The organism is Paenibacillus sp. 23TSA30-6, from assembly GCF_014858585.1.
Taxonomy (GTDB): Bacteria; Bacillota; Bacilli; order Paenibacillales; family Paenibacillaceae; genus Paenibacillus.
This window is the reverse complement of the sequence record NZ_SLTL01000013.1, coordinates 1-22,669: the sequence shown is the minus strand read 5'-3', so window position 1 is coordinate 22,669 and position 22,669 is coordinate 1. Positions and strand designations below refer to the sequence as shown.

The 22,669-nt window shown below is 45.4% G+C and carries 15 protein-coding genes; 12 read left to right on the top strand and 3 right to left on the bottom strand.

Annotated elements, in window-relative coordinates; translation table 11 throughout:
* Positions 1 to 379: 379 nt before the first annotated feature.
* The 5 genes from E0698_RS13705 to metK all read left to right on the top strand — a co-directional run bounded on the left by E0698_RS13705 (position 380) and on the right by metK (position 6,982).
* Positions 380 to 2,755: a copper amine oxidase N-terminal domain-containing protein gene (locus tag E0698_RS13705; RefSeq protein WP_192511920.1), complete on the top strand. Its 2,376-nt coding sequence runs from the start codon at positions 380 to 382 to the stop codon at positions 2,753 to 2,755.
* Positions 2,756 to 2,854: 99 nt separating this feature from the next.
* The gene (locus E0698_RS13700; protein WP_192511919.1) at positions 2,855 to 4,390 is read left to right on the top strand and encodes a stalk domain-containing protein; all 1,536 of its coding nucleotides are present in this window, start codon (positions 2,855 to 2,857) and stop codon (positions 4,388 to 4,390) included.
* A gap of 57 nt (positions 4,391 to 4,447) precedes the next feature.
* Positions 4,448 to 5,032, top strand: coding sequence for a hypothetical protein (locus tag E0698_RS13695; RefSeq protein ID WP_192511918.1), 585 nt, complete (start codon positions 4,448 to 4,450; stop codon positions 5,030 to 5,032).
* A 126-nt stretch (positions 5,033 to 5,158) separates the two neighbouring features.
* On the top strand, positions 5,159 to 5,449 hold the full coding sequence (locus E0698_RS13690; RefSeq protein WP_192511917.1) for an alpha/beta-type small acid-soluble spore protein: 291 nt from the start codon (positions 5,159 to 5,161) through the stop codon (positions 5,447 to 5,449).
* Positions 5,450 to 5,779: 330 nt separating this feature from the next.
* Positions 5,780 to 6,982, top strand: a complete 1,203-nt coding sequence (gene metK / locus E0698_RS13685; protein ID WP_192511916.1) for a methionine adenosyltransferase — start codon at positions 5,780 to 5,782, stop codon at positions 6,980 to 6,982.
* 128 nt (positions 6,983 to 7,110) lie between these two features.
* Here the strand turns inward: metK and E0698_RS13680 are convergent, their stop codons facing one another.
* Genes E0698_RS13680 through E0698_RS13670 form a run of 3 tightly spaced genes read right to left on the bottom strand, consistent with a single transcriptional unit; the run spans position 7,111 to position 12,591 of the window.
* Positions 7,111 to 8,016 (bottom strand): TetR/AcrR family transcriptional regulator, encoded by a 906-nt coding sequence (locus tag E0698_RS13680; protein ID WP_192511915.1) that lies wholly within the window; start codon positions 8,014 to 8,016, stop codon positions 7,111 to 7,113.
* Between the two features lie 52 nt (positions 8,017 to 8,068).
* Positions 8,069 to 11,185: an efflux RND transporter permease subunit gene (locus E0698_RS13675; RefSeq protein WP_192511914.1), complete on the bottom strand. Its 3,117-nt coding sequence runs from the start codon at positions 11,183 to 11,185 to the stop codon at positions 8,069 to 8,071.
* Positions 11,182 to 12,591, bottom strand: coding sequence for an efflux RND transporter periplasmic adaptor subunit (locus E0698_RS13670; protein ID WP_192511913.1), 1,410 nt, complete (start codon positions 12,589 to 12,591; stop codon positions 11,182 to 11,184). Before E0698_RS13670 ends, E0698_RS13675 begins: the two co-directional genes overlap by 4 nt.
* 274 nt (positions 12,592 to 12,865) lie before the next feature.
* Between E0698_RS13670 and E0698_RS13665 the strand changes: the two genes are divergently transcribed.
* The 7 genes from E0698_RS13665 to E0698_RS13635 all read left to right on the top strand — a co-directional run bounded on the left by E0698_RS13665 (position 12,866) and on the right by E0698_RS13635 (position 22,153).
* Positions 12,866 to 15,583 (top strand): stalk domain-containing protein, encoded by a 2,718-nt coding sequence (locus tag E0698_RS13665; RefSeq protein ID WP_192511912.1) that lies wholly within the window; start codon positions 12,866 to 12,868, stop codon positions 15,581 to 15,583.
* Between the two features lie 47 nt (positions 15,584 to 15,630).
* The gene (locus E0698_RS13660) at positions 15,631 to 16,791 is read left to right on the top strand and encodes a sensor histidine kinase (RefSeq protein WP_090888724.1); all 1,161 of its coding nucleotides are present in this window, start codon (positions 15,631 to 15,633) and stop codon (positions 16,789 to 16,791) included.
* A 4-nt stretch (positions 16,792 to 16,795) separates the two neighbouring features.
* The gene (locus E0698_RS13655) at positions 16,796 to 17,518 is read left to right on the top strand and encodes a response regulator (protein WP_007432713.1); all 723 of its coding nucleotides are present in this window, start codon (positions 16,796 to 16,798) and stop codon (positions 17,516 to 17,518) included.
* A 92-nt stretch (positions 17,519 to 17,610) separates the two neighbouring features.
* The gene (locus E0698_RS13650; protein ID WP_202894897.1) at positions 17,611 to 18,048 is read left to right on the top strand and encodes a hypothetical protein; all 438 of its coding nucleotides are present in this window, start codon (positions 17,611 to 17,613) and stop codon (positions 18,046 to 18,048) included.
* 199 nt (positions 18,049 to 18,247) lie between these two features.
* The gene (locus E0698_RS13645) at positions 18,248 to 20,389 is read left to right on the top strand and encodes a DEAD/DEAH box helicase (protein ID WP_192511910.1); all 2,142 of its coding nucleotides are present in this window, start codon (positions 18,248 to 18,250) and stop codon (positions 20,387 to 20,389) included.
* Positions 20,390 to 20,739: 350 nt separating this feature from the next.
* A complete protein-coding gene (locus E0698_RS13640) occupies positions 20,740 to 21,303 on the top strand; it encodes a ComF family protein (RefSeq protein ID WP_202894896.1) in 564 nt (187 codons plus the stop codon).
* A gap of 385 nt (positions 21,304 to 21,688) precedes the next feature.
* Entirely contained in the window at positions 21,689 to 22,153 is a 465-nt protein-coding gene (locus tag E0698_RS13635) for a LysM peptidoglycan-binding domain-containing protein (protein ID WP_149095578.1), read from the top strand.
* Positions 22,154 to 22,669 lie beyond the last annotated feature (516 nt).

The window sequence follows — 22,669 nt, the reverse complement described above, 5'->3', positions numbered from 1 at the left end:
GTACGGAAATAATCCTTGTACATTTAAGGCTGAGAAGGTAAAAGTTGTAGGATGACGGAGGAACAGGTTCAATAGTATAATTATGACTGTAGGAAAGCGGAATACATATTCAAAAAAAATAAAATTTTTTTTGAAACGGACGCAACTTTTTGAACCCATGCTACGTCTAATTGGGTGAGTATGAAACAAAGGGGTACAAAAGCGTAAAGACATAATTCGCTAAAAAAATTCTTTACTGCATTGTTATCACATTGTATAATACTGGAGTACGTCATAAATGGACGCTTTCTTTCAACTAGATTCCAAGCTTCTGTGATATTGTCACAGATATCATTTTATAAGGGTTCTCATAAAGCTCGGAAAGGAGGTGTAACGACTGATGAGTGACAAGATCCGACAAAAAGACAAAAATAATATTTCTGGTTATATTCAAGGAGGAGAAAAAAAGGTTATGACAAAGTTTAATAAAAAAATGATCAACGTGCTGGCAACAGCAACATTGGTTGCTGGTGTTGCAGCTCCAATCGCAGCACTGACTGCACCAACTGCAGTTCATGCATCTTCTAGCTATATTGCACTGAGTACTCCAAGTATCAACTCAGACCAACAAAATAATGCTGTTTTGGGTAGAGCGAAAGTAAGTATTAGCCAAGCTTCTATTGCTAGCGGTGCTTCTTTCACTATTACTTTGCCTAAAGGCTTTGATTTTGGTATACCTGCTGGTAAATCTGAGGATTATCAGGTTGGCCGTGCTTCTTCTGCTACTGACGCTACTTATGGCTTGGGTGTATATCTTGATGCACAAGATAACGATGACGCGGACAACATTGCAGCTACTGGCTATAATGATGCTACTGCAATTAAAGTTGAGAAATTGACTGATAACTCTGCAAAAGTAACACTGAACTTTGATAACTCCAAAGATTCCGCTGATGTATATCTGAACTTTGCTAACATCAATGTAAGTGGACCTAGCAATGGGCCTGTAAAAGCTACAATTGATGCTTCTTCCCTAAGTGGTTTGACTAGCGGTGAAGTTACAATTGCAAACGTAGTATCTTCCGGTCAAGTATCTTTGTCTGCTGCGGATACTGTTTCTAACACAGACAACTTCACTGCGACGTTGAAAGTGAAAGAACAAACAGCAGGTGCTTTGGCTAACAATAATAACATCAAATTGAAATTGCCTAGCGGTTTTAAATGGAATGCTCCAGGAAGTGCTAGCATCCTCTTTGGGGATATCGCATCTGGTGATGTAGTTTCTAAAGTCGATGGTGACACTCTGACTTTGTCTTTGAAAACAAAAAGTAGTAAAGAAACAACATTTAACCTGCCTTTGAGCTTCTACGTTGACGATGAAACTAACGCTAAAGAAGGCGATGTTACTGCTAACATCTCCGGTAACACAACTACTGACGTTAGCTCTCTCGTAGTTGGTAACTATGGTCAAATCGGCGGGGGCGTTTCTGTAGCTACTCCAACGACAATCCTTGCTGGTCATGACGAGCAAAAAATCGGTGACATTGTAATTAAAGAAAAAGTTGCTGGTTCTTTCGTTAACAACCGTACTGTAACATTGCGTTTGCCTGAAGGTGCTCGTTGGCAGTCTACTTTCGAAAGTAACACTCCAGGAAGCAACTTTGCTGGATCTTTCGAAAACACTAACGGCTTGGGTGGAGCAGATGTGTCTTACACAGACTCCGACAAACGTACTTTGAGATTGACTTTCAAAAACGTTAACAGCTCTAAAGATCCAGGTACTTTGAAACTGAAAAACGTTGAAGTTGCAACGCAACCAGGTTTCTCCGGCGATCTGAACGTTGATGTTGCTGGTAGCCAAGGTTTGAGCGGTACTGTTAAGGTTGCAACTGTGAAACAAGCAGTTACTCTGGCTGCTGCTTCCAAACCAACCCTGACAATCGGTCTGGGCGACCAACAAGTTGGCGACATCACAATTACTGAAGCAGCTAAAGAAGCTTTCGTTAAGAAAGATGGCAGCCGTGAAGTGATCTTGGAATTGCCAACAGGCGTACGTTTTGCTGCTACTCCAGAAGTTAAAGTAACAGCTGGTGACGTTAAAGTGAAGAGCGTGTCCACTGATACTTACGGCGAAAGCAACAAAGGCCGTCTGAGCTTCTACATCGATAGCGAAAGTGCTACACCAAGTACAATCACAATCTCGGCTCCTAAGCTGACTGTTGACCGTACTGTAGCTCAAGGCGACATCGTTGCTAAGCTGAAAGGTAGCGCTGTTTCTTACACTGCATACAAAGGCGCAACTGACAACACTCAAAACTGGAAAGACAATAACACTGCAGCTGCTGAAGTAGCAATCGCAACTGTTGGAACTCCAGCTCCAGGTGCTACTAAATCCAAAGCTGTATTCACACTGGGAAGCACTGCTTACACAGTGAACGGCGAATCTAAAACAGCTGATGTAGCTGCTTATGCTGAAAACGGACGCACTTACTTGCCAGTACGTTATGCAGCTGAAGCTCTGGGTGTATCCCCACAAAACATCCTGTTTGACAAAGCAACTTCCACAGTTACCTTGATTAAAGGTGACCGCGTTGCTCAAATCAAACTGAACACTAACCTGTTGACTATTAACGGTTCTGTGGTTCGTATGGACGTTAAAGCTGTAACTAACAAAAACCGTACTGTACTGCCTATCTTCTGGGTGAGCAGAGCGCTGGATGCATCCATCAACTATGATGCAACTGCGAAAACAGTAACTGTTGAAAACAACAACTAATTTAAGAGCAACTCTTTTGAGTTAACTGAATTAGATGAGAAGAGGGTTCCTTTTGGAGCCCTTTTCTTTTATTAGTCATATTGACAAAGGAGAGAAATTATGAAACGTTTTGGAGTAGCGGTACTTTCTACATTGGTTCTTTCTTCTGCATTTGCCAATCTTGCGGGAGCTGAAGCAGGTGATATAAAAGTTATTATTAACGGTGTAACCCAGCAATATACGCAAGCTCCTGTTGTTAGTCAAAATACAACCTTGGTACCTCTTCGTGGAGTTTTCGAAAGTTTGGGAGCGCAAGTGGATTGGGATAGCAAAGCTAAAAAAGTAACGGCATCTAAAAATGAGGATACATTGACTTTGAATGTGGGTTCTAAGCTTGCATATAAAAATAGTGCTCCTGTACAACTGGATGCAGCTACTCAAATCCAGAAGGGTCAAGTACTCGTTCCTTTACGCTTTGTGAGCCAATCATTAGGCGCCAAAGTAAATTGGGATAAGACTACACGAACAGTGACCATTTCAAATCAAGTAGATGGAAGTACTACTGGTGAAACCAATAGTTTGTCCAGTAAGCCTTTCACAGCTCCTGTGACTAAAGTTACTTATGATACCTACTATAATGATTCTTTGACCTATGATGATGCAGTTAAACTAGCTGTAGCTGATAGTACTTCAGTTAAAACAGCGGAAACTAATATTGATCAATCTGGTAAAATTATGAAAGAGACGGGAAAGAATATTGATTTTGTTCCTGCAGAAGCCGGTGATGAAGGACAAGATAAAGCTTTTAAGGGTTATGCTCAAACCAACCTTAACTATGAGGCTGCAAAGAAGAATTTGGACATGACTAAGGAAGGTATTCAATACAACGTGAAGGATCTTTATAACAAGCTTCTTCAAAAACAAAATGCAGTTAAACTGGCTGCTTTGAATATTGAAGATGCCGATCGCAAGCTGAAAGTCGCACAAATTAAAAGAGATAATCAAATGTCAAGTGACTATGAGGTTACACAAGCAACGAATCAGGTGACTCAAAATCAAGCTGCTTTAGAAAAGGCTAAAAAAGATCTGGACAGTGCGTATATATCTTTGAATCAAGCGATTGGCTATAAACCGGAGCAGCGTTATGAGTTAAAGGATAAGCCTGTCTATTCTGAATTTAAAGATAATGTGGAAACTAAGGTAAGTCAGGTACTTACCAGCAGCACTGCCATTTGGTTAAGTGAGCAACAAGTGGATTTAGCTGAGTTGAGCCTAAAGCTTTATAATTTTAATACTTCAGGAAATACGCCTTACGAAGCTGAACAGCTTAATGTTGAAAAAGCTCAGTATGCTACAGAGGGGACAAAGAAACAGCTCGAAGGACTTGTAAGATCGATTTATAACAACATTAAAGGATTGGAAAGTCAGTATTCTCAAATTCAAGCTGGTTTGGTGAGCGCTAGAAGTGCGGCTGATATAGCTAAAAAGCAATTTGATGTAGGTTTGGCTACAGAGCTTCAGGTTTATGAAGCCAATCTGAAAGTGACTACCGCAGAACAACAAGCGGAAGATTTAGTTACAAGTATTGATACGTTGAAGCTGGCTTATGATAAGCCTTGGGCTATGCAAGGCGCTTCTTCTGGAGCAAGCCAATAATACTACGAATACAAAATTATTTTCACAATGCAGTAACCTGTTGTAGGGAGGATTTACATGAAATCACGCTACAAAGTATCGCTGGCAGCAGTTTTGCTTGGAGGAGGGATAGTTGCAGGCTCCTTAATGAATAACTCGGTTAATGGAGCCTCCAGCTCTGGGCAACCGGGAACAGCTGACGATCCAGTTGTAACCAAAAGCTATGTTGATCAAAAAATTGCTCAGGCTCTCAAAGGTGGAACGACAACCAATACCAGTAGTAGTAAGACAACTAGTTCAGCAGCTTCTTCTACCACAAACGCTACTTCTAACGCCACGACATCTGGAGCTTCTAGCTCAGGCAAAGCTTCCTCAGCTGTAGAACATACCGAGGAATTGAAGGTGGTTGATGTAAAGCCTGGTCAAAAGCTGATTGCCAAAGCTGGATCGGAATTTATTTTACGTAACGGGTATGCTGTTGTTTATAGCATGGATGCCAGTGGAGCTATTGATATCACTTCCGGAACGGAAATTGTTCATAATCAAGCCGTTGAGAAAAATCATTTACTATCCTTTCCTAGAGAAGGAAGAGGTATTCAGGTAAAAGAAGGCCAGAAGTTTGGCCTGGTCGTCATGGTACGTGGCGGTTACACTCTTCAATAGGTTGTATGGTGGAATGTTCTTTTTCGTAAATACTGCTTGGGATAGCAAATTGTTCTTGGCTAATCTGGCTCCAAACGCTGCACACTAACTTCATGTAAGAAAATACAATTGATGGAGGTGTGTACGATGGCGTCAAGAGGTCAGAGACGATTGATTCCCGAAAGCCGTGCCAGATTACATGATTTGAAGTATGAAATTGCTGCTGAGTTTGGGCTTCCTGTTTATAATCCCCAATATGCACATGTAATTCCTGGTGCAGACAGTGAGTTTGCTGCTGAGTTGGGCGAATTTAAAGGAAGCGCAAATGTGGAGTGGCGCGATTTGACTTCAAGACAGAATGGCTCTGTGGGCGGCGAAATTACCAAGCGATTGGTACAATCTGCCGAACGCAGCTTGTCTGAATTTGGTACCTTGTAAACTGCAATAATTTTACTGATTTTGAGGTGCAGTTGTTATAAAAAAAGGCTATTTTCATTTGGAACAGAAATTAGTTCTTATCCATTTGCCTTTGCTTCGCCTTTTGTAATTGGGCGATATGAATTGACACCTCGTTTTAAATAGGATATCATGGCATTTGAGGCTTGTACGCAACCTTTTCCTACCGGAAAAGGTTCATTTTTTGTTAATCAGGTATAGAAGTCATTTTCCGTCACATGTTGACGTGAGAGTGTCTGAATAATGCCATTGCCATGTCAGGATTTTATATATAAATCCTCATGTATTTTTAATTGTGGGAGGTTGAAATTCATGTCTGTAAAAGGCCGTCATTTGTTTACGTCTGAGTCCGTAACAGAAGGTCATCCGGATAAAATCTGTGATCAGATTTCTGACGCCGTATTGGACGCCTTTTTGGCTAATGACCCTAATGCACGGGTAGCGTGTGAAGTATCGGTAGCTACTGGTCTTGTTCTCGTCATTGGTGAAATCAGCTCCAAATCGGAATACGTGGATATTCCATCCATTGTACGCAATACGATTAAGGAAATTGGCTATACACGTGCGAAATACGGCTTTGATTATAATACTTGCGCTGTATTGACTTCTTTGAATGAACAATCGCCGGACATCGCTCAAGGGGTTAACGCTGCCCTGGAAAGCCGTGATCCTTCTGAAGTAGATAAAGAAACGGAAAACATTGGTGCAGGCGATCAAGGGCTGATGTTTGGTTTTGCCACAAATGAGACACCTGAGCTGATGCCGCTGCCAATCGCGATGTCTCACCGTATTGCACGTCGTTTAGCTGAAGTGCGCAAGGATGGAACACTAAAATACCTTCGCCCGGATGGTAAAACGCAAGTAACGGTAGAGTATGAAAATGGCAAACCAGTTCGTATTGATGCCATTGTAGTTTCTACACAGCATGCAGAAGATATTACATTAGAGCAAATTCAGGCAGACATCAAGGAAAAGGTTATTTTGCCAGTTGTTCCTGCGGAATTGCTGGACGAGCAAACCAAGTATTACATTAATCCTACAGGGCGCTTTGTTATTGGCGGACCTCAAGGGGATGCAGGTCTGACAGGCCGCAAAATTATTGTTGATACGTATGGCGGTTATGCACGTCATGGCGGGGGAGCATTCTCGGGTAAGGATCCGACCAAAGTAGACCGTTCCGCTGCTTACGCTGCCCGTTATGTAGCGAAAAACCTTGTTGCAGCCGGATTGGCAGATAAAGTAGAAATTCAGCTTGCCTATGCTATTGGTGTAGCTACGCCGGTTTCGATTAGCGTCGATACATACGGTACGGGTAAAGTAAGCGATGAGAAAATCGTTGAACTGATTCGTAACAATTTTGATCTTCGCCCAACAGGTATCATTCGAATGCTGAACCTGCGTCGTCCAATCTACAAGCAAACGGCTGCTTACGGTCACTTTGGCCGTACAGATCTGGATGTGCCATGGGAGAGCGTAGAGAAAGCTGACGCTCTGAGAGTGCAAGCCGGTCTGTAATTTCTCATATGCTATCAAATATAAGCAATAACCAAAAAAAGACTGTCTCATGATTTACATGAGCAGTCTTTTTTGATGTATTCTACAAGCTAAGTTGTGAATAGCTGTGATGAATTTCTAAGCGCCTACTACTCCGTCGGGGGTGCAAGATTCAACAGCTTTTTGAGCAAATGACAGACCTTTTGCAGATCCTTACGCTGTTCCAAATATGAAAACAGAGCTTTTAAAAGACCCGTTTGGGGATTCGCCTTCAAAGCTTCTTCTTTTAATAAGGCGGCAATTTGCAGATACTCCTGCTTTTCTTCCTTTGAACTCCATGAAGACAGCAGTATACTGTCTTCCAGAGAGTGGAGAAGGCCGTTAATCTGGCGGCCTTGATCAAAGGGATTGCTTAGAGTACTTTCAGGTAACCAGCCCTGCCTGCTCCAGAACAAATGAGGGGCGGATTCACCTCTATTCAGGTTGGCTACCAAGGAATGAGATAAGAAGATGATGAATTGCGCAAGCTGCTCAACCGTTTCATCATTCATCCGATCCGCAAAGAAGCGAATGTATTCAAATACAACACTCTTGAGCACAAAGGTTATATCCCAAGCGTGATCTTCAATCTCCGGTCCAAAAACGTCAATCATGCAGTCACGTACCCATTTGTACAGCTTGTATTCATGTTGCTCGAAGGCGCCATTGAGTTGCTCATTTTGAAAAATAAGCATGGACGGCTCAGGAAGATCCATCATGAGATACACTTTGTTTTCAACGAGGTTTTTCAAATAAAGAACGGCAAAACCGTGCAGCTTAGCTTCTTTAGTAAGGTCAGGCTTGCTGTAAAGTGTCCGGATGTCTTGTTCAATGTTATTCTCCAGAATGATACACATTTCCAAAGGAAGCTCTTCTTTTCCTTGAAAATATTTATAAAAGGATGCCTTCGCCATCCCGCCTTCTTTGGCGATCTCTTCAACAGATGTTGAATAGTAGCCTTTTCTGGAGAACAGCCGAATGGCTGCCTGTAAAATATCATTTTTTTTGCTTTCCATGCATACTTCCCCCTAGGGTTCAATCCGACAGTGTGTACTTCTCAGCATGCAACTACAAAGGTTGATCGTGTGTGATAACCGTGTGCTGCTGTTTTTGGAGTTGACGGCGCATTTTGTACTTGGCCATGATCATATACAATGATGGCACTACAAACAGGGTTAACAACGTCGAGAATAACAATCCGAAAATGACGGTAAACGCCAGTGGCTTAAAGAGCAGGCTACCCAGTAGGGCTAACGGAATCATACCTACAATTGCAGCCAGAGAAGTCAATAAGATGGGTCTGAAACGGGCAGTGGCTGCTTGTATCACAGCTTCCTTCAGTTCCATTCCCTCATGCCGGGCATCCTCGATGAACTCGATTAACACAATTCCGTTTCGCACTACAATTCCCGCCAGTGCGATAATTCCCATGATGCTCATAAACCCGATAGGCATACCTGTCAGAAAAATACCGATAATTCCACCTGCTGCTGCCAGGTACACTGTCGTCATAATAATAATAGGAATGGAAAGAGAATAAAATTGCATGGTGATCAAGAGTAAAATGAGCAAGACCACAACAATTGCCAGCTTTCCTAAATCCCCGAATATGGTAGACTGATCGGAGGTTTCTCCGCCCACCTCCCATTTGTAGCCCTCAGGGAACTTCATTTGTGCCAGTTTACTTTCAACATCTACCATCGCTTCGCTAGCCGTTTTTCCATTCAGATCGGCTTCTACCGTAATCGTCCGTTCCATATTGTAATGCTTGATTTGCTGAATAGCAAATGTAGGCTTGATCTGTACGAGCTGGTTTAATGGAATCTGCTCACCAGCAGTATTTATTACACTTAATTGTTGGAAAAGCGTGCTTGGCTCCTCGTCAGTATGATTCAAATACAGTTTGATATCTACCAGACCGTTTCCTGTATCAAATTGGCTAACTTGGGCTCCTTCTTTTAATAGAAGAAGTGTACGGGTCAAATCAGTGTAGCTTACGAGGTACTGATCCATGGCCTGCTTGTTGACCTCAAGTTCCAGCGCATATCGCTCAATCCCTATATCATCCACGATCCCCGTTGTTCCATTTACTGTGGCGATCTGTTCCTTTGCTTTTTGGGCAAGGGTTTGCAGCTCATTCAGGTCCTGGCCTGAAATACGGATAGAGACGGGCTTACCCACAGGAATTCCCAGACGGGGAACATACATCGTAACCGTAACTCCAGGGTAGGACTTTTTAATGTGCTGTTCCCAGGCATCGACTGTCGTATTGAGATCAAATACATCCTCTTTGCCGATAACAGCGATCTGACCGACAATCTCGTTGTCGCTACTATCACCGCCGCCGCTGTTAATGTCACTAAACAATTGCGGAGCTGTTCCTCCAGCGCTATAGGTTACGTTAGAGGTTTCGGGTTGTTTTCTTACCCAAGCTGCAATGTCTTTGACTATCTGGTCTGTTTCTGCGATCGAAGTGCCCACAGGCATTTTTACATTTAATGCGACGTGAGGATCTTCCGATTCTGGAAACAATTCAACCCTTGTGAAAGCGACCAGTCCATATGCAGCCGTCCCGAGCATGAGTCCAACCATTGCGGTCAGCAAAGGACGCTGAATTACTTTGGGCATTAACTTTTGTGAATAGAGCTTATTTAAAGATTGAATCTGATGACCTAACAAGCCAGGTGGTTTAGGTTTTCCCTGAGGGTGACGAGCCTGTCTGCGTTTCTCATACCATTCTCGAAAAATAGGAATGATGGTGAGCGACATGATCATAGAGGCAAGCATAGTCAGGGAAACAATGGCTGGAATCGGTTTAATAAATGCACCTACATTCCCTGGAAGAAATAATAGTGGAGCGAAGGCTGAGATGGTAGCCAGTGTGGCAACTAAAATGGAAAGCATCACCTCTTTGGTGCCTTTTACTGCCGCAACGGAGGGAGATTCGCCTAATTCCGTAAGTCTGCGCTCGATATTGTCATTTACGACTACCGCGTCATCGACGAGTATACCAAGTACGATAATCAGGCCGACAACGGAAATTTGATTGAGTGTAATGCCGAACATGGGCAAAAAGATAATGGCGATCGAAACCGAAATAGGAATCGCCAGCGCGACAAAAGCAGAGGTTAGCAAATTCAAGCCCAGCATACAAACGAGAATAACGGCCGCAATCGCGAGAATCGTTTCACGTTTTAAATCGTCGAAGATATGAGTTACCTGATCTTTTTGTGCAAAAAGAGTTTCAAAGTGAACGCCTGCGGGGAGTGTCTTTTCCAGCTCTTTCAGCTTGGTATTAACCTTCTCGCTCATCGACGGGATATCGGTGCCTGTTTCTGCTCCAATGCTTAGTGTAAGGGCTGGTTTACCATCTATGTAAGCAAAGTAGCCTGCTTTGGAATGTGCCAGCTCAGTCGTACCCACATCTCGTAGGTAAACAGGGTTCCCTTCCTTGGTGCGTGTCAGAATGACTTGCTCTAACTCGTTGGCTTTTTCTGTTTCCCGGACAATGAGCTGATAGGTGCGCCCGTTGTATTCAATATCACCGGTAGGAACCCGGTCAATCTGAGACTGGATCGCCTGCGCAACTTGCCCCCAGGACAGTTGGTATTGCTGAAGCTTCTGATTGTCGATATGGACTCGTACCTCTTGATCAGGAAGACCTCTGAATTTGACACTGGATACGCCAGATATGGTATTGAGCTGATCTTTCCAGCTTGTAGTCATATCATTGAGTTGATACAGCGGTGCGACAGAGTCAGCGATCAAGGCATAGGAGCCGATAAACGAGCTTGTTAGCTTATCATTCACAATGGGTGTTTCAGCGCCATCAGGGAGATCAGCCTGTGCATCCTGCACCTTTTTACGCATATTGTCCCAAACCGTTTGGGGATCAACTCCATCTTTGGATTCGATTAAAATAGAGGAGAATCCGTTACCAGAAGTCGAATCAATCGTTTTAACGCCTTCCACTTCCTTGATGCGTTTCTCCAACTCTTTGGTTACGGTTTGTTCTACTTTTTGTGGTGAAGCACCAGGATAGACTGTTGTTACCATAGCATTCTGTATTGTGACATCCGGCATCTCCTGCTGCGGTAACTGGAAAAAACCGAAGATTCCGACTAAAATCAGCATGACAAAAAACAGCAACGTAATTTTTCGTTTTTTTACGATATACTCAATCATGGGCGTCCGCCTTCCTCCGACTGAATCGCATTTCCATCAAACAGGGTTTCTGCCCCTTTAATGACAATACGTTCGCCTTCACGAAGGCCGGATACAATTTGAAGCTGATTTTCTACGACCTGATTGCCAAGCTCCACTGGAGTTTTAACAGCTTTTCCTTGGACATCTTTGAAAATAAAAGGCTTGCTTCCCGTGTTAATGACCGCTTCGGCCGGAATGAGAATGCCGTTCTTGTCTGTCACCTGATGAGCAGCTTTAATGACCTGACCGGGTAACCAGTTTCTTTGCGGATTGGAAATGACAATCTCTACATTAACCCTACCTGTATTGGTACTCGTTGACGGATAAACGTTGGATACTGTGCCTTGACGGGTTTCCTCGTACAACATGACACTGACCTGTTGTCCCTTCTTCCAATCTCTGATTTCACTGTCCGGTACCGGAAGCAGAACCTTGAGTCGATCAATGGAGCCTATGCGATAGACTGCTTGGCCTGAAGAGACTAAATCACCTGTATTCACGATCTTATCTAAAATGACGCCGTTCACAGGAGAGATTAGACGGGTGCGTGAAAGTGCAAGTTCTGCCTGACTCTTGGCGACGAGTGCCTTTTCGTAATTGGCACTGGCTTGTTTTTTGGAAGCCGCAGCCTGTTCACTGGCTGCAATGGCTTTGGATCTTCCAGCAAGCGCATCCTGAAAGGAAGCCTGAGCGGATTGGTGGTCTTCTGTCGTTGCTCCTTCCAGCAGGAGGGAAAGGGAGTCTTTGGCCTGTTCCAGATCTTTCAGGGCTGCTGTAGCGTTCAGACGGGCACTTTCGTTGTCCGACGCGGTGGCTGCACCTGCTTCAAATAGCTTTTGTGTGCGCTCGCTATCTGTCTTGGCCTTAGTATAAGCGCTTTGGGCCTTATCCACAGTGGCTTGGGCTTGCTGTTTCTCTTGGGCACGCGCCCCCTTATTGACCTTGCTGACATTCGCGCCCGCGCCCGCAATGCCTGCATCGGCGGATTGGATTGCGGAAGCAGCGGCTTGAAGGTTAGCCTGGGCGTTATCTATACCTGCCTGAGCCTCTTGAATCGAGGCTGCTGCCTGCTCAACCTGAAGCTTGTAGTCAGCGTCATCCAAACGAGCAATAACGGCGCCCTTCTGTACAGCAGTGCCGACAGAGAGAGAGGCACTGGCTACGGTGCCTCCATTTTGAAAAGCCAGTGTGTTTTCCTCATAAGCCTGAAGCGTGCCTGACAAGTTATAGGCAGTATGGAGCGGAGAGGATTTGACGATTGCGGTACGCACAGCGACTGGCTGTGCAGCAGAGCTTAGAGCGGCATCCTCCTTCCCGGCAGAGCATCCAGCGATCGCGATGCTCAGGGATAGGGTAAGTATGATGATTGTTCGTTGTTTATTCATGATTATCAATCCTCCTGATGGGTGCATAACATTAGGTTTGAACTAGTTAGTATTATTTGAACTTATAAGTTCATGTGTATTATAGTGTGCTGATTATGCATTCGTCAATTTATAGTTTGTGTTTTATGAAATAGTTGACGGGATTTTCGTAACTTTTGCCTTTATAATAAGTCTATTAACATAAGAGGCTTTTTTTGTTTATTTGATAGAGTTTAGAGTACATGATCGGAAAAGTCCGTTTGAATACAATGAAGATGGGAGAGCTATCATCCATATGTTTTTAGGTAATAGGAAACAAGGCAATGAGAAAGTAGATGGCAGAGGGATCGTTAAAAGATGGGCTGTTTTGACACTGGCAGGAGTACTGTGGGTTGGACCCGTTGCCGGAACAGGCGCTCTAATTCCGTTAAACGGCTGGATATCTGCACCGATTGCGAGTGCAGCTTCCGGTTCGACTGTAAAGCTGGGGGAAGAAATTATTACTTCCGGTGCAACATTGATGAAATATCGTTTTAAAGGCTCCAAAGGGACAGCGCTGGCGGATATCGTCCGGGTAGACTTGCAAAATCCATACGTTAAGCTGGATGTTATGACCGGGAAAAATGGACAGTTCACAACCCGCCAAAGCACAGGCGGTATGGCAAAAGAAACGGGAGCAGTCGCTGGTGTGAACGGAGATTATTTTAATACCTCCAGCGAGGGTGCTCCGATTGGTGGACAAGTATCGAAGGGTGTATTAATGTCTACTCCGTCTGATTTAACAGGTATGTATGCCTTTGCTGTAACCAAGGACGGTTCCCCAATGGTGGAGCAGTTCACTTTTGAAGGCACAGTAAAAGCCGGGGATGGATCAACTTTCCCTTTAGCGGGGATGAATAAGGCTTCGTATTCGCCTGAAACGAGTGGAAGCAGCTACAGCCACTCCAACGCTATGTATATTTATACATCTGCCTGGAAAGCAATTGAGCGGCCGAAAAACAGCTCAACAACGCCTACCGAGGTATTGGTGCAAGATGGTGTGGTTACGCAAATTTCCAACAATGCTACGTTGAATATGACTGTGCCGCAGGACGGTTATATTTTACGTACTCACGGCAAAGCGGCCGATTATGCCAAAGCCCACCTGACAGTAGGACAAACGATAGAAACCAGCTATCATCTTCGTGTCAAATCGACAGGGAGTGAGGTGGACCCTTCCAATCTCCAGATGATGATTGGCGGACACACCATATTGGTGAATGACGGTCAGAAAACTTCCTTTTCCCGCAGTACAACGAGCATAGGCGGGACGCGGGCGCGCACGGCTTTGGGATATTCCCGTGACAAGCGTTACGCTTATGTCATTGCCGTTGAGAAGAACGGGAACAGCGTTGGCGTATCCCTGAGTGAGCTGCAAACGCTGATGAAAGATATTGGTGTCTGGAAGGGTATGAACCTGGATGGCGGTGGCTCCACCACAATGGTGACCCGTGATTTAGGAGATACGACAGCGGGGCTTACGTTCAATACGGAATACGGTACGGAGCAACGTAGCGTCGTAAACGGTGTGGGTGTGTACACCAGTGCACCTAAAGGGACGCTCAAAGGCTTTACGATTAAAGGCAATAAAACGCTGCTTATTGGTCAGACCGGAAGCTATTCTTTTAAAGGCTATGACACCTACTACAATCCGTTCGATACCTCAAATGTACAAGTGACATGGAAATCGAGCAACCCGTCCGTGGTGTCGGTGAGTGGCGGGGTTGTGAAGGGGTCGAAACCAGGAACAGCTACGTTGACGGCGTCCAGTGGCTCAGCTAGTGCTACGACCAAGGTTACTGTGCTGGGAGCAGATGAAATTTCATCACTTACCGCAGGCAGTGGGACAGGATCGCTTACGGCAGGAGCTAAAAACGCGGTACCGGTAACTGCAAAGACGAAAGACGGCCAGAGCGTCAGCATTTCGTCAGATGCGCTCAAATGGGAGTTCATCGGCTTTAAGGGAAGTGTTAAGGACAATCAGCTTACGATAAATACGGTGGATGCGGGTGTGAAAACGGGCTATGCCATCGGTCGCTACGATGGTTTCAGCGCGGTCGTCTTCCTGTCTGCTGGCGGGGCTAGCACAAACAACTGGGAGAACTTCGAAAATGTTTCGTATCCGGTTGATTTTACTTCGAATGTGGAAGGCGTTACCGGCACAGCGGCTGTTGTACAAGGAGATGGCGACCATGCCAATTCCAAAGTGCTTGAGCTGAACTACGACATGACGAACGGTAGTGGTAAAATGTATGCCTACGCCCAGCTGAACGGTACAACCGGCAAAACGCTTGAACAAGCGGCTACATCCATCTCGATTGATGTTAGAGGAGATAAGAGTCTGAACTGGTTGCGTGCCGAGCTGGAAGATGCCCAGGGCAAAACGGCATATATTGACCTTGCCAAAGTGATCGACTGGAACGGTTGGAAAACCATTAACGCAGACATGAGCGGTTTGAATATTTCATATCCGGCGAAGCTCAAGCGCCTGTATGTAGTCAATGTGGCCGAAGGTCAGGATGAGCGTGCTAAAACGGGCAATGTCGCTTTTGATAATATTTCTTTTAATACACCGGGAACGGTCGGAACCGAAGGACTCAAAAAAGGAACGGCTCAAATGACAATCGGACAAAAGTCAATGACCGTGAACGGAACGCCAACGACCATTGATGCTGCTCCGATGACTCGTGACGGCTCAACGTATGTGCCGATCAAGTACGTGCTGGATGCTTTTGGTGGGCAAGCCAAGTGGAACGCAGGCGATCAGCGGATTACGATTATGCGTGGCGGTGTGCTGATGGATTTAACAGTAGGCAAGAAAGAAGTCGTCCTGAACGGCAAGCGTCAGAGCACGGATGTAGCACCCATTGTGTTAGGTGGTAGGACTTTAGTCCCATTAAGACTCGTGTCTGAGCAGTTAGGAATGACTGTAAAATGGGAACAAGAAACGAAGACCATCACCCTCCAGTCATGATATGGTATGATATATACTTGAAATGCTAGGATTGGAGTAGAACATTTGTGGACTTTCAAGCCGATATCATAGACCGAGTCATTAAGAATGCCATCCAGGTGATGGAGAACAGCAAATATCAGATGTTCGAAATTTTGGACACGGCCCGGACCGAGCTGGTCACGTTAAATCAGGAACTCCAGAGCGTCCTGAAGGAAACGGCGGAAACGATTGAAAAGGTGGACCAGCTGGAAATGAACTATCGGCGGTCCCGTATTCGGCTGACTGAGGTCAGCCGTGACTTTGTCCGCTATTCGGAAGAGGATATCAAGCAGGCTTACGAGAAAGCAACACAGCTTCAGCTCGATGTGATGATCTTTCGCGAGAAGGAAATGTACCTCAAGGCCAGAAGAGATGATCTTCAAAAGCGGGCTAAAAGTGTTGAGGCCTCTGTCGAGCGGGCTGAAACCATCGGTTCGCAGATGGGCGTCGTACTGGAATACTTGTCGGGTGAGTTGGGACAAGTGACGCGGATCATTGAATCGGCCAAAAACCGGCAGTTTATTGGTCTGAAAATTATTTTAGCCCAGGAAGAGGAGCGCAAGCGGATATCCCGTGAAATTCATGACGGACCTGCACAGCTTCTTGCGCATCTAGTGCTTAGGACGGAAATTGTGGAAAGAATGATCGCCAAGCAGGAATTCAAGATGGTTCAGGACGAAATAGTAGACTTGAAGAAACAGGTTCGCTCCAGTCTTGAGGAAATGCGAAAGGTTATTTTTAATTTGCGTCCTATGGCCCTGGATGACTTGGGACTTATTCCGACGCTCCGGAAATATGTGCAGGATTTTGAGGAGAAAACGAAGATTAGAGCGCTTTTTGAAACAAGGGGCAAGGAGCATCGTCTCTCTTCCGCGATGGAAGCAGCCATTTACCGTCTGATCCAAGAAGCTTTGACCAACGTTGCCAAGCATGCTTATCCTACCTATGTGCTTGTTGAGATTACCTATCAGGCGCAGCTTGTAAAAATTGTGGTGCAGGATAATGGTCTGGGCTTTAAGCCAGAGCTTTTTCAGCAGAAAAGTAAAGATCATGGGCATTTTGGTCTGATTGGTATGCGGGAAAGGGTTGAACTGCTCGAGGGGAGAATGGAGATCGAATCAGCTGAGAATCAAGGCACCAAGATAGTGATTCATATCCCAACCAACGTGGAAAAGGGAAAGGAGTAACAACATGGAAAATCAGGAAATTAGTAACGCACCCATTAAAGTTCTCTTGGCGGACGATCATCAGTTGTTCCGTGAAGGGCTTAAACGTATTTTGAATATGGAGGACGACATTGAGGTCATCGGAGAATGTGGCGATGGTATTCAGGTGTTGGAATTCTGTAATGTAGAGAAGCCGGATATCGTTCTGATGGACATTAATATGCCTATTGAAAACGGTGTGGAGGCAACGGAGAAGCTGCGTGAGATGTTCCCGGATGTCAAAGTTATCATTTTGTCCATTCATGATGATGAAAGCTATGTATTCGAGACGTTGCGCAAGGGGGCTAATGGCTACCTGCTAAAAGATATGGAGGCCGAGTCCCTCATTAATGCGATTCGCTCTGTGCATGAAGGATATGCGTTTATTCATCCGAAGGTAACGGGTAAACTCATTCAGCAGCTCCGCCGGATGACGTATCTGAATGAAACCGGGGCTATGGCTGAAGGTCATACGAAGGAAGCTGGCGTGAAGTTCGTCGCAGGCGAAAATAACCCGCTGACCCGTCGTGAGGCTGAAGTGTTGCGCTTAATGGCAGAAGGCAAGAGCAACAAGATGATCGGTGAATATTTATTCATTAGTGAAAAAACGGTCAAAAACCATGTCAGCAGTATTTTGCAAAAAATGGAGGTTGATGACCGGACACAAGCGGTTATTAATTCCATCAAATACGGATGGGTTACGCTGTAAAGTGTAGTCTTTGAAACCCAGTACATAACCGTGACACCTCTTCCTGTTATACGGCATATATTGTCGCTATAGGAGGAGGTGGAACCTTCGTGATGGCTCATTTGGTTTGGATATTGCTTATATATGGTCTGGGAGCCGCAGTTGTGCATCTTATGTATATACGGCAGGCGGTTCAAGCCTATCGCAATGGCGACGATGTGCGCGCGTTATCTTCGGATCAACGGCCGACCCGTTATATTGTCATTACTTCTAATGACGGAGAACGTGTGGAGTGGGTGATGCGTTCATTGAGCATACTTGCCTGGTTACGTCGGGGGCCGCTGCATGTGACGGTACTGGATGATGAATCCGTGGATGATACACTGCCGATCCTTACACGGATGGTGCGTTACAGCCATATGGATGTTTCGGTCATTTCATATCGTTTTTCACCGGGAAACCTGGTTTTACCGAAGTTAGGCGGTGAAAAGCGGGTTGTTATTGACCTCAGAACAGCCAACCCGTTGGTGGATGCTCCACTTGTTCGTTAATGACAAAGTATGGTGGACATTACGGTCGAAACCGGATATAAATGTTTACAAGGAATTGCATATGCAAGATAAAAGGGATTTCGCTGAAATCCGAATGATGTGGAGCACACTTCAGGCTATGGGCCATGGAAGTGTGCTTTTTTGCTTTTTTGTTGTTAGAAAGAGGAAAATAAACACTTGAGAAGTGAAAGGGTGCCAAATGAAAATTGCGGTATATGTGGTCAGGTATAGAGGGAAATGGGATATCCGCTTATCCGTGGATATTCGAGTAGATATGACATGGTGGTTGAAAGGGAACAAGGGACAGGAGAATGCTGTCGAAAAATGGGTGGTACTGGGGCGAGAGCTTCCGTTGCCTTGGGGCGTAAAGCTGTGTGAAGTGTTCAAGGGATCAACGGACATGAAGCGATGGACAAGGAGGCAATGGTGGCAATACGTTCTCGCACAGCTAAAGGATGAACTGAATTCAGAGTCTGGTGACGTAGCGCAACATTTAACCGGAGGGATCAATGCTATATGCATTTGGGATGGAGCGGAGGGCTGGATTCCTGACTTAGAAAGTGAATGCAGGTGGGAGGGGCAACTGTTTCATCCAAGCAGCAGCATGATGTATGGGGGAGGGAGTGAGGAACGGGGAATAGCAGGAGTATCGTACCTCGGGCAAACAAGGCATTCCAACAGTGAAATTGAAAAACTGGATATGGAGCGTGTGGCACGACAAGCGGATGTGCTGGCTGATTTGCTGTCAGGACGCCAGTTGCTCGTTCTGGAAGCTGAAGCGCTCCTGGCTGAGGTGGCACCAGGATTGGAGCGCGTTTGGCGCTTGGCTGCGCAGCTCGCGTACTTGCAAGGTCGACTCAGCTTTGCTGCTGGCCTTGCACCACATGCGCGTCGGCCCGCTGCGAGTGATCTCCGCTGCAATCGTTGCGGCAGCGGGGCGATGTACCGCACAAGCTGTGCATCGTGCGGGCGCGAGGCGTGCGCCTACTGCGAGACGTGTCTCGCGCTGGGGCGCAGCCGTGAGTGCTCGCTGCTGCTGCGCGGTGCAGCGAAACCCGCCGTGCCGTGCACGGCGGACACAGCCCCGGCCGCGGAGCTCGACCGCTGGGGGCTGAGCCCTGCGCAACGCGCCGCCGCCGAAACGGCGCTGCGCTTTTTGGCCGCACCGCCCAGTGGGGTGCGGGGGCGCTCTCGCCCGGAAAGCCTCTGGCTCCGGGCGGGCGAGCTATTGCGGCGTGGCATGGCAATACGCCGGGGGACAAGCCCTGCTGCTGCGTTGCAGGGGAGTGTCCTTGCCCGCGACAGCAACAGCGGGCATCCTTCACCAACAACTGGCGAAGGCGTGGCAGAGCGGTTTTTGCTTTGGGCCGTGACTGGCGCAGGCAAGACGGAAATGATGTTTCCACTCCTGCAACATGTGCTGGAGCATGGAGGAACGGCGCTTGTAGCGACACCGCGCCGGGATGTGGTACTGGAGTTGGCGCCCCGTTTGGCAATCGCCTTTCCTCGTGTAAGCATGGTGACGCTTTATGGAGGCAGCGATGAACGCTGGCAAAGGGGGCAGCTGACACTCGCAACGACTCATCAGCTTCTGCGTTATCGTCAGGCCTTTGATCTGGTTGTCATTGACGAAATTGACGCGTTTCCTTATCACAATGATCCAATGCTCGCCTTTGCCGCACAGGCTGTATGTAAGCAGGAGGGGAAATTCATTTATTTGTCTGCTACTCCACCACTACTGTTGCAAAAAGAGGCTGCACGCGGCCTGTTGCCGCATGCCAAGGTTCCCGTTCGTTTTCATCGCCATCCACTGCCTGTCCCATTCCGTCTGGAGACTGCTCCGGTGAAGCATTGGCTGCAAAAGGGACGACTTCCCGCATGCCTAATTCAACGCTTGTTGGCATCCATACATCGCGGCGCTCAGGTCTTCCTGTTTGTGACACGAATCTCACATATTCAATCTCTAGTAGAATTGTTGATCAGACGCTTGCCTGATATCCCAATTGCGGGCACTTCATCCCAGGATGAAGAACGAAGCGCTAAGGTACGTTCCTTTCGAGCAACTGAAATACGTGTACTGGTCACAACCACTATTTTGGAGCGCGGTGTGACGGTTCCGCGGAGTGATGTGTATGTACTGGACGCGGATAGCAGCCTTTTTGATGAAGCCTCTCTGGTACAAATGGCTGGTCGAGCAGGGAGGTCGAAGGATGATCCATGTGGAAGCGTCGTTTTCACATCACCCGAATGGACACGCGGCCAAAAGAGGGCGATTAGACAAATTAAGCGCATGAATACACTAGCGCGAAAAAAGGGCTATCTACAGAAGGTGAAACATTAAATGCACAAAATAAAAAAAAGTTTTTTTGGAAATGTGAAACCTGATGCAATATTGACACGTAAACTACCAGGAAAGGTGTATTCTGTATGATAATGATGCGCAGAGCCCAACTTTTTTTGAATTGGCTACTTCAGCGTCAGTCAGAAACATGTATCGCTTGTGGAATTCACACTGGGGGTTTTTCCAAGTTCCCCGGGATTTGTATTTCTTGTTCGGCTCAAATTCCTTGGATTCACAACATTCGATGTGTTCATTGTGGACGCCCGACATTTTGTCCTGATTGTGTAAGGACTGACCGGGAAGCACGCTACTATGTGTGTAATCGGAGTGCGACTAGCTATACGCCTATTATGAGAGAATGGATTGGGCAGTTTAAATATCGCGGAAATGAAAAGTACGGTCCTCCGCTCGGCGAGATGATGCATCGGGCTTATCAGGCTATGAGGCATGAGTTTGCTGGTCGGGAATATTTTCGTTTCAATCAGGCTCTGCGGAGCGTGAATTTGGTGACATGTGTTCCAGTAAGCGAAACACGATTGACAGAGCGAGGTTTCAATCAGGCTCAAATTTTGGCAGAGGAGCTTGCCAGGCGGAATAAACTGCCCTTTTTACCTTTACTTGCTCGTCCACAAGATACTGGCAAACAAAGCTTCAAAACAAAAAAAGAACGCACAGACACGATGTACAATGCGTTCTCTGTTGTGTCAGGTATGACGGAGTTAATTAAGCATTTTATTTTAAACGCTGAGTCTCAAACTAAAATGGAGAATCAGAAATGCGTTACTGTTTGGCTGGTGGACGATATTTATACGACAGGCAGCACTTTACAAGCGTGTGCGCGTGTTTTAAGGAAAAAGGCATCCGAAGAGGGAATACATATGACCATTTTTTGCCTGACTTTGGCAAGGTCATAAGCCCGAATTTTATGTCCCTTTACGAGAGTTTTGGTTTGAAACTAGGAAAAAAAAGTTCATAACGTTCCGAGAAAAACTCGAATGCTAGAGCAGAGAAGCCTTTTAAACCGCACGATAAGCAAGATTTGACAACGAGATAGAGAGAGGTATATAATAAAAATATAGACACAAACAAAAAGTAAGGAAGTGAGGGATGAAAACAGAATATTTTAATTTAGAGGTTGATTTATTTGGAAAATAGGAGTACAATTTCTATCTGTTGATAGCTAACATGGTTTGGTAATAAATGATTAGCTAACGACAACAGAGCGGACATTGGGAGTGTCTCGCTCAGTAGTAAAGCAGTTAATTAAAATTTGACTTAAAAAAGAGGAGAGAAAAAATCATGAAAAACGTAATGAAAAAAGTAGCAGTATCTAGTATGTTGGCAGTAAGTTTAGGTGCAGTATCTCTGTTGAGTCCACTTGCTACAGGTCAAGTATCCGCCGCACAGTCTGGTTCTGAGTATGAAAAACAACAAGCAGAAGACCAATTGATAAGAGAACAACAAGAAGCAGCACAAAAAGCATTTGAAGCTAAAGTTTTTGGAATTGAAACAACTGAAAATGCTACGACTACAACACCGGCTCAACCAGCTACTGAGAACAACAATCAAGCAACTACAGCGCCAACTAATACAACAGGAACCCCAGCTACTGTAAATACAATCACAGTAAGTGTTCAAGATGGCGATACGCTGACTTCCATTGCTGAAAAATACGGTGTAACTGTTGAAGAACTGCTTAAAATTAACAACCTGATTAAAGTAGGCCAAGAACTGCAAGTTCCGCAAGCAAACACTAATAAATAATTCATTATAAATTCATAATAAAATGTTTTTATTAAACCAAGTGTTTGACTACAGTATACGGGAAGGCCTCTATTAAAACAATGCTTTTTTGAATAATTATTTGTGGAATAGCTTGTTTTTTTGGACTGCAAATTTTCAATGGTGCGTCTACACTTATTTCCAGATAGATTTTAAGTTGGGATGATGTTAGTCGCATTGATATAATGAATACCCACACTCCATGTGCGGAGCATTCGTATGGGCGCCGTTCCCTCGGATTTGTAGCAGTTACTTGGTGGCATTCGGGGCACAGGTGAACATGAATTCTTCTGAGAATTGTTTCGCCCGGTTTTTCCCTCATCTTGATTCGTATATTTACTCCATTTATAATCATATACAGCTATTTTAATTATAGTGAGGCGCTATTCCCGAAATAACCGGAATGGCGCTTATTTTATTTGGCTCTTCGCTCTATTGGATGGGTAACGCCGTATAGAAATAGGTTCATAGTCAAGCTTGTTTCAGTAGATTCTTAAA

Coding starts and splice junctions, on each gene's coding strand:
- E0698_RS13645 (WP_192511910.1), top strand. CDS start 18,248: ATGAAAATTGCGGTATATGTGGTCAGGTATAGAGGGAAATGGGATATC.
- E0698_RS13690 (WP_192511917.1), top strand. CDS start 5,159: ATGGCGTCAAGAGGTCAGAGACGATTGATTCCCGAAAGCCGTGCCAGA.
- E0698_RS13650 (WP_202894897.1), top strand. CDS start 17,611: ATGGCTCATTTGGTTTGGATATTGCTTATATATGGTCTGGGAGCCGCA.
- E0698_RS13700 (WP_192511919.1), top strand. CDS start 2,855: ATGAAACGTTTTGGAGTAGCGGTACTTTCTACATTGGTTCTTTCTTCT.
- metK (WP_192511916.1), top strand. CDS start 5,780: ATGTCTGTAAAAGGCCGTCATTTGTTTACGTCTGAGTCCGTAACAGAA.
- E0698_RS13695 (WP_192511918.1), top strand. CDS start 4,448: ATGAAATCACGCTACAAAGTATCGCTGGCAGCAGTTTTGCTTGGAGGA.
- E0698_RS13680 (WP_192511915.1), bottom strand. CDS start 8,016: ATGGAAAGCAAAAAAAATGATATTTTACAGGCAGCCATTCGGCTGTTC.
- E0698_RS13640 (WP_202894896.1), top strand. CDS start 20,740: ATGAGAGAATGGATTGGGCAGTTTAAATATCGCGGAAATGAAAAGTAC.
- E0698_RS13705 (WP_192511920.1), top strand. CDS start 380: ATGAGTGACAAGATCCGACAAAAAGACAAAAATAATATTTCTGGTTAT.
- E0698_RS13635 (WP_149095578.1), top strand. CDS start 21,689: ATGAAAAACGTAATGAAAAAAGTAGCAGTATCTAGTATGTTGGCAGTA.
- E0698_RS13665 (WP_192511912.1), top strand. CDS start 12,866: ATGTTTTTAGGTAATAGGAAACAAGGCAATGAGAAAGTAGATGGCAGA.
- E0698_RS13655 (WP_007432713.1), top strand. CDS start 16,796: ATGGAAAATCAGGAAATTAGTAACGCACCCATTAAAGTTCTCTTGGCG.
- E0698_RS13675 (WP_192511914.1), bottom strand. CDS start 11,185: ATGATTGAGTATATCGTAAAAAAACGAAAAATTACGTTGCTGTTTTTT.
- E0698_RS13670 (WP_192511913.1), bottom strand. CDS start 12,591: ATGAATAAACAACGAACAATCATCATACTTACCCTATCCCTGAGCATC.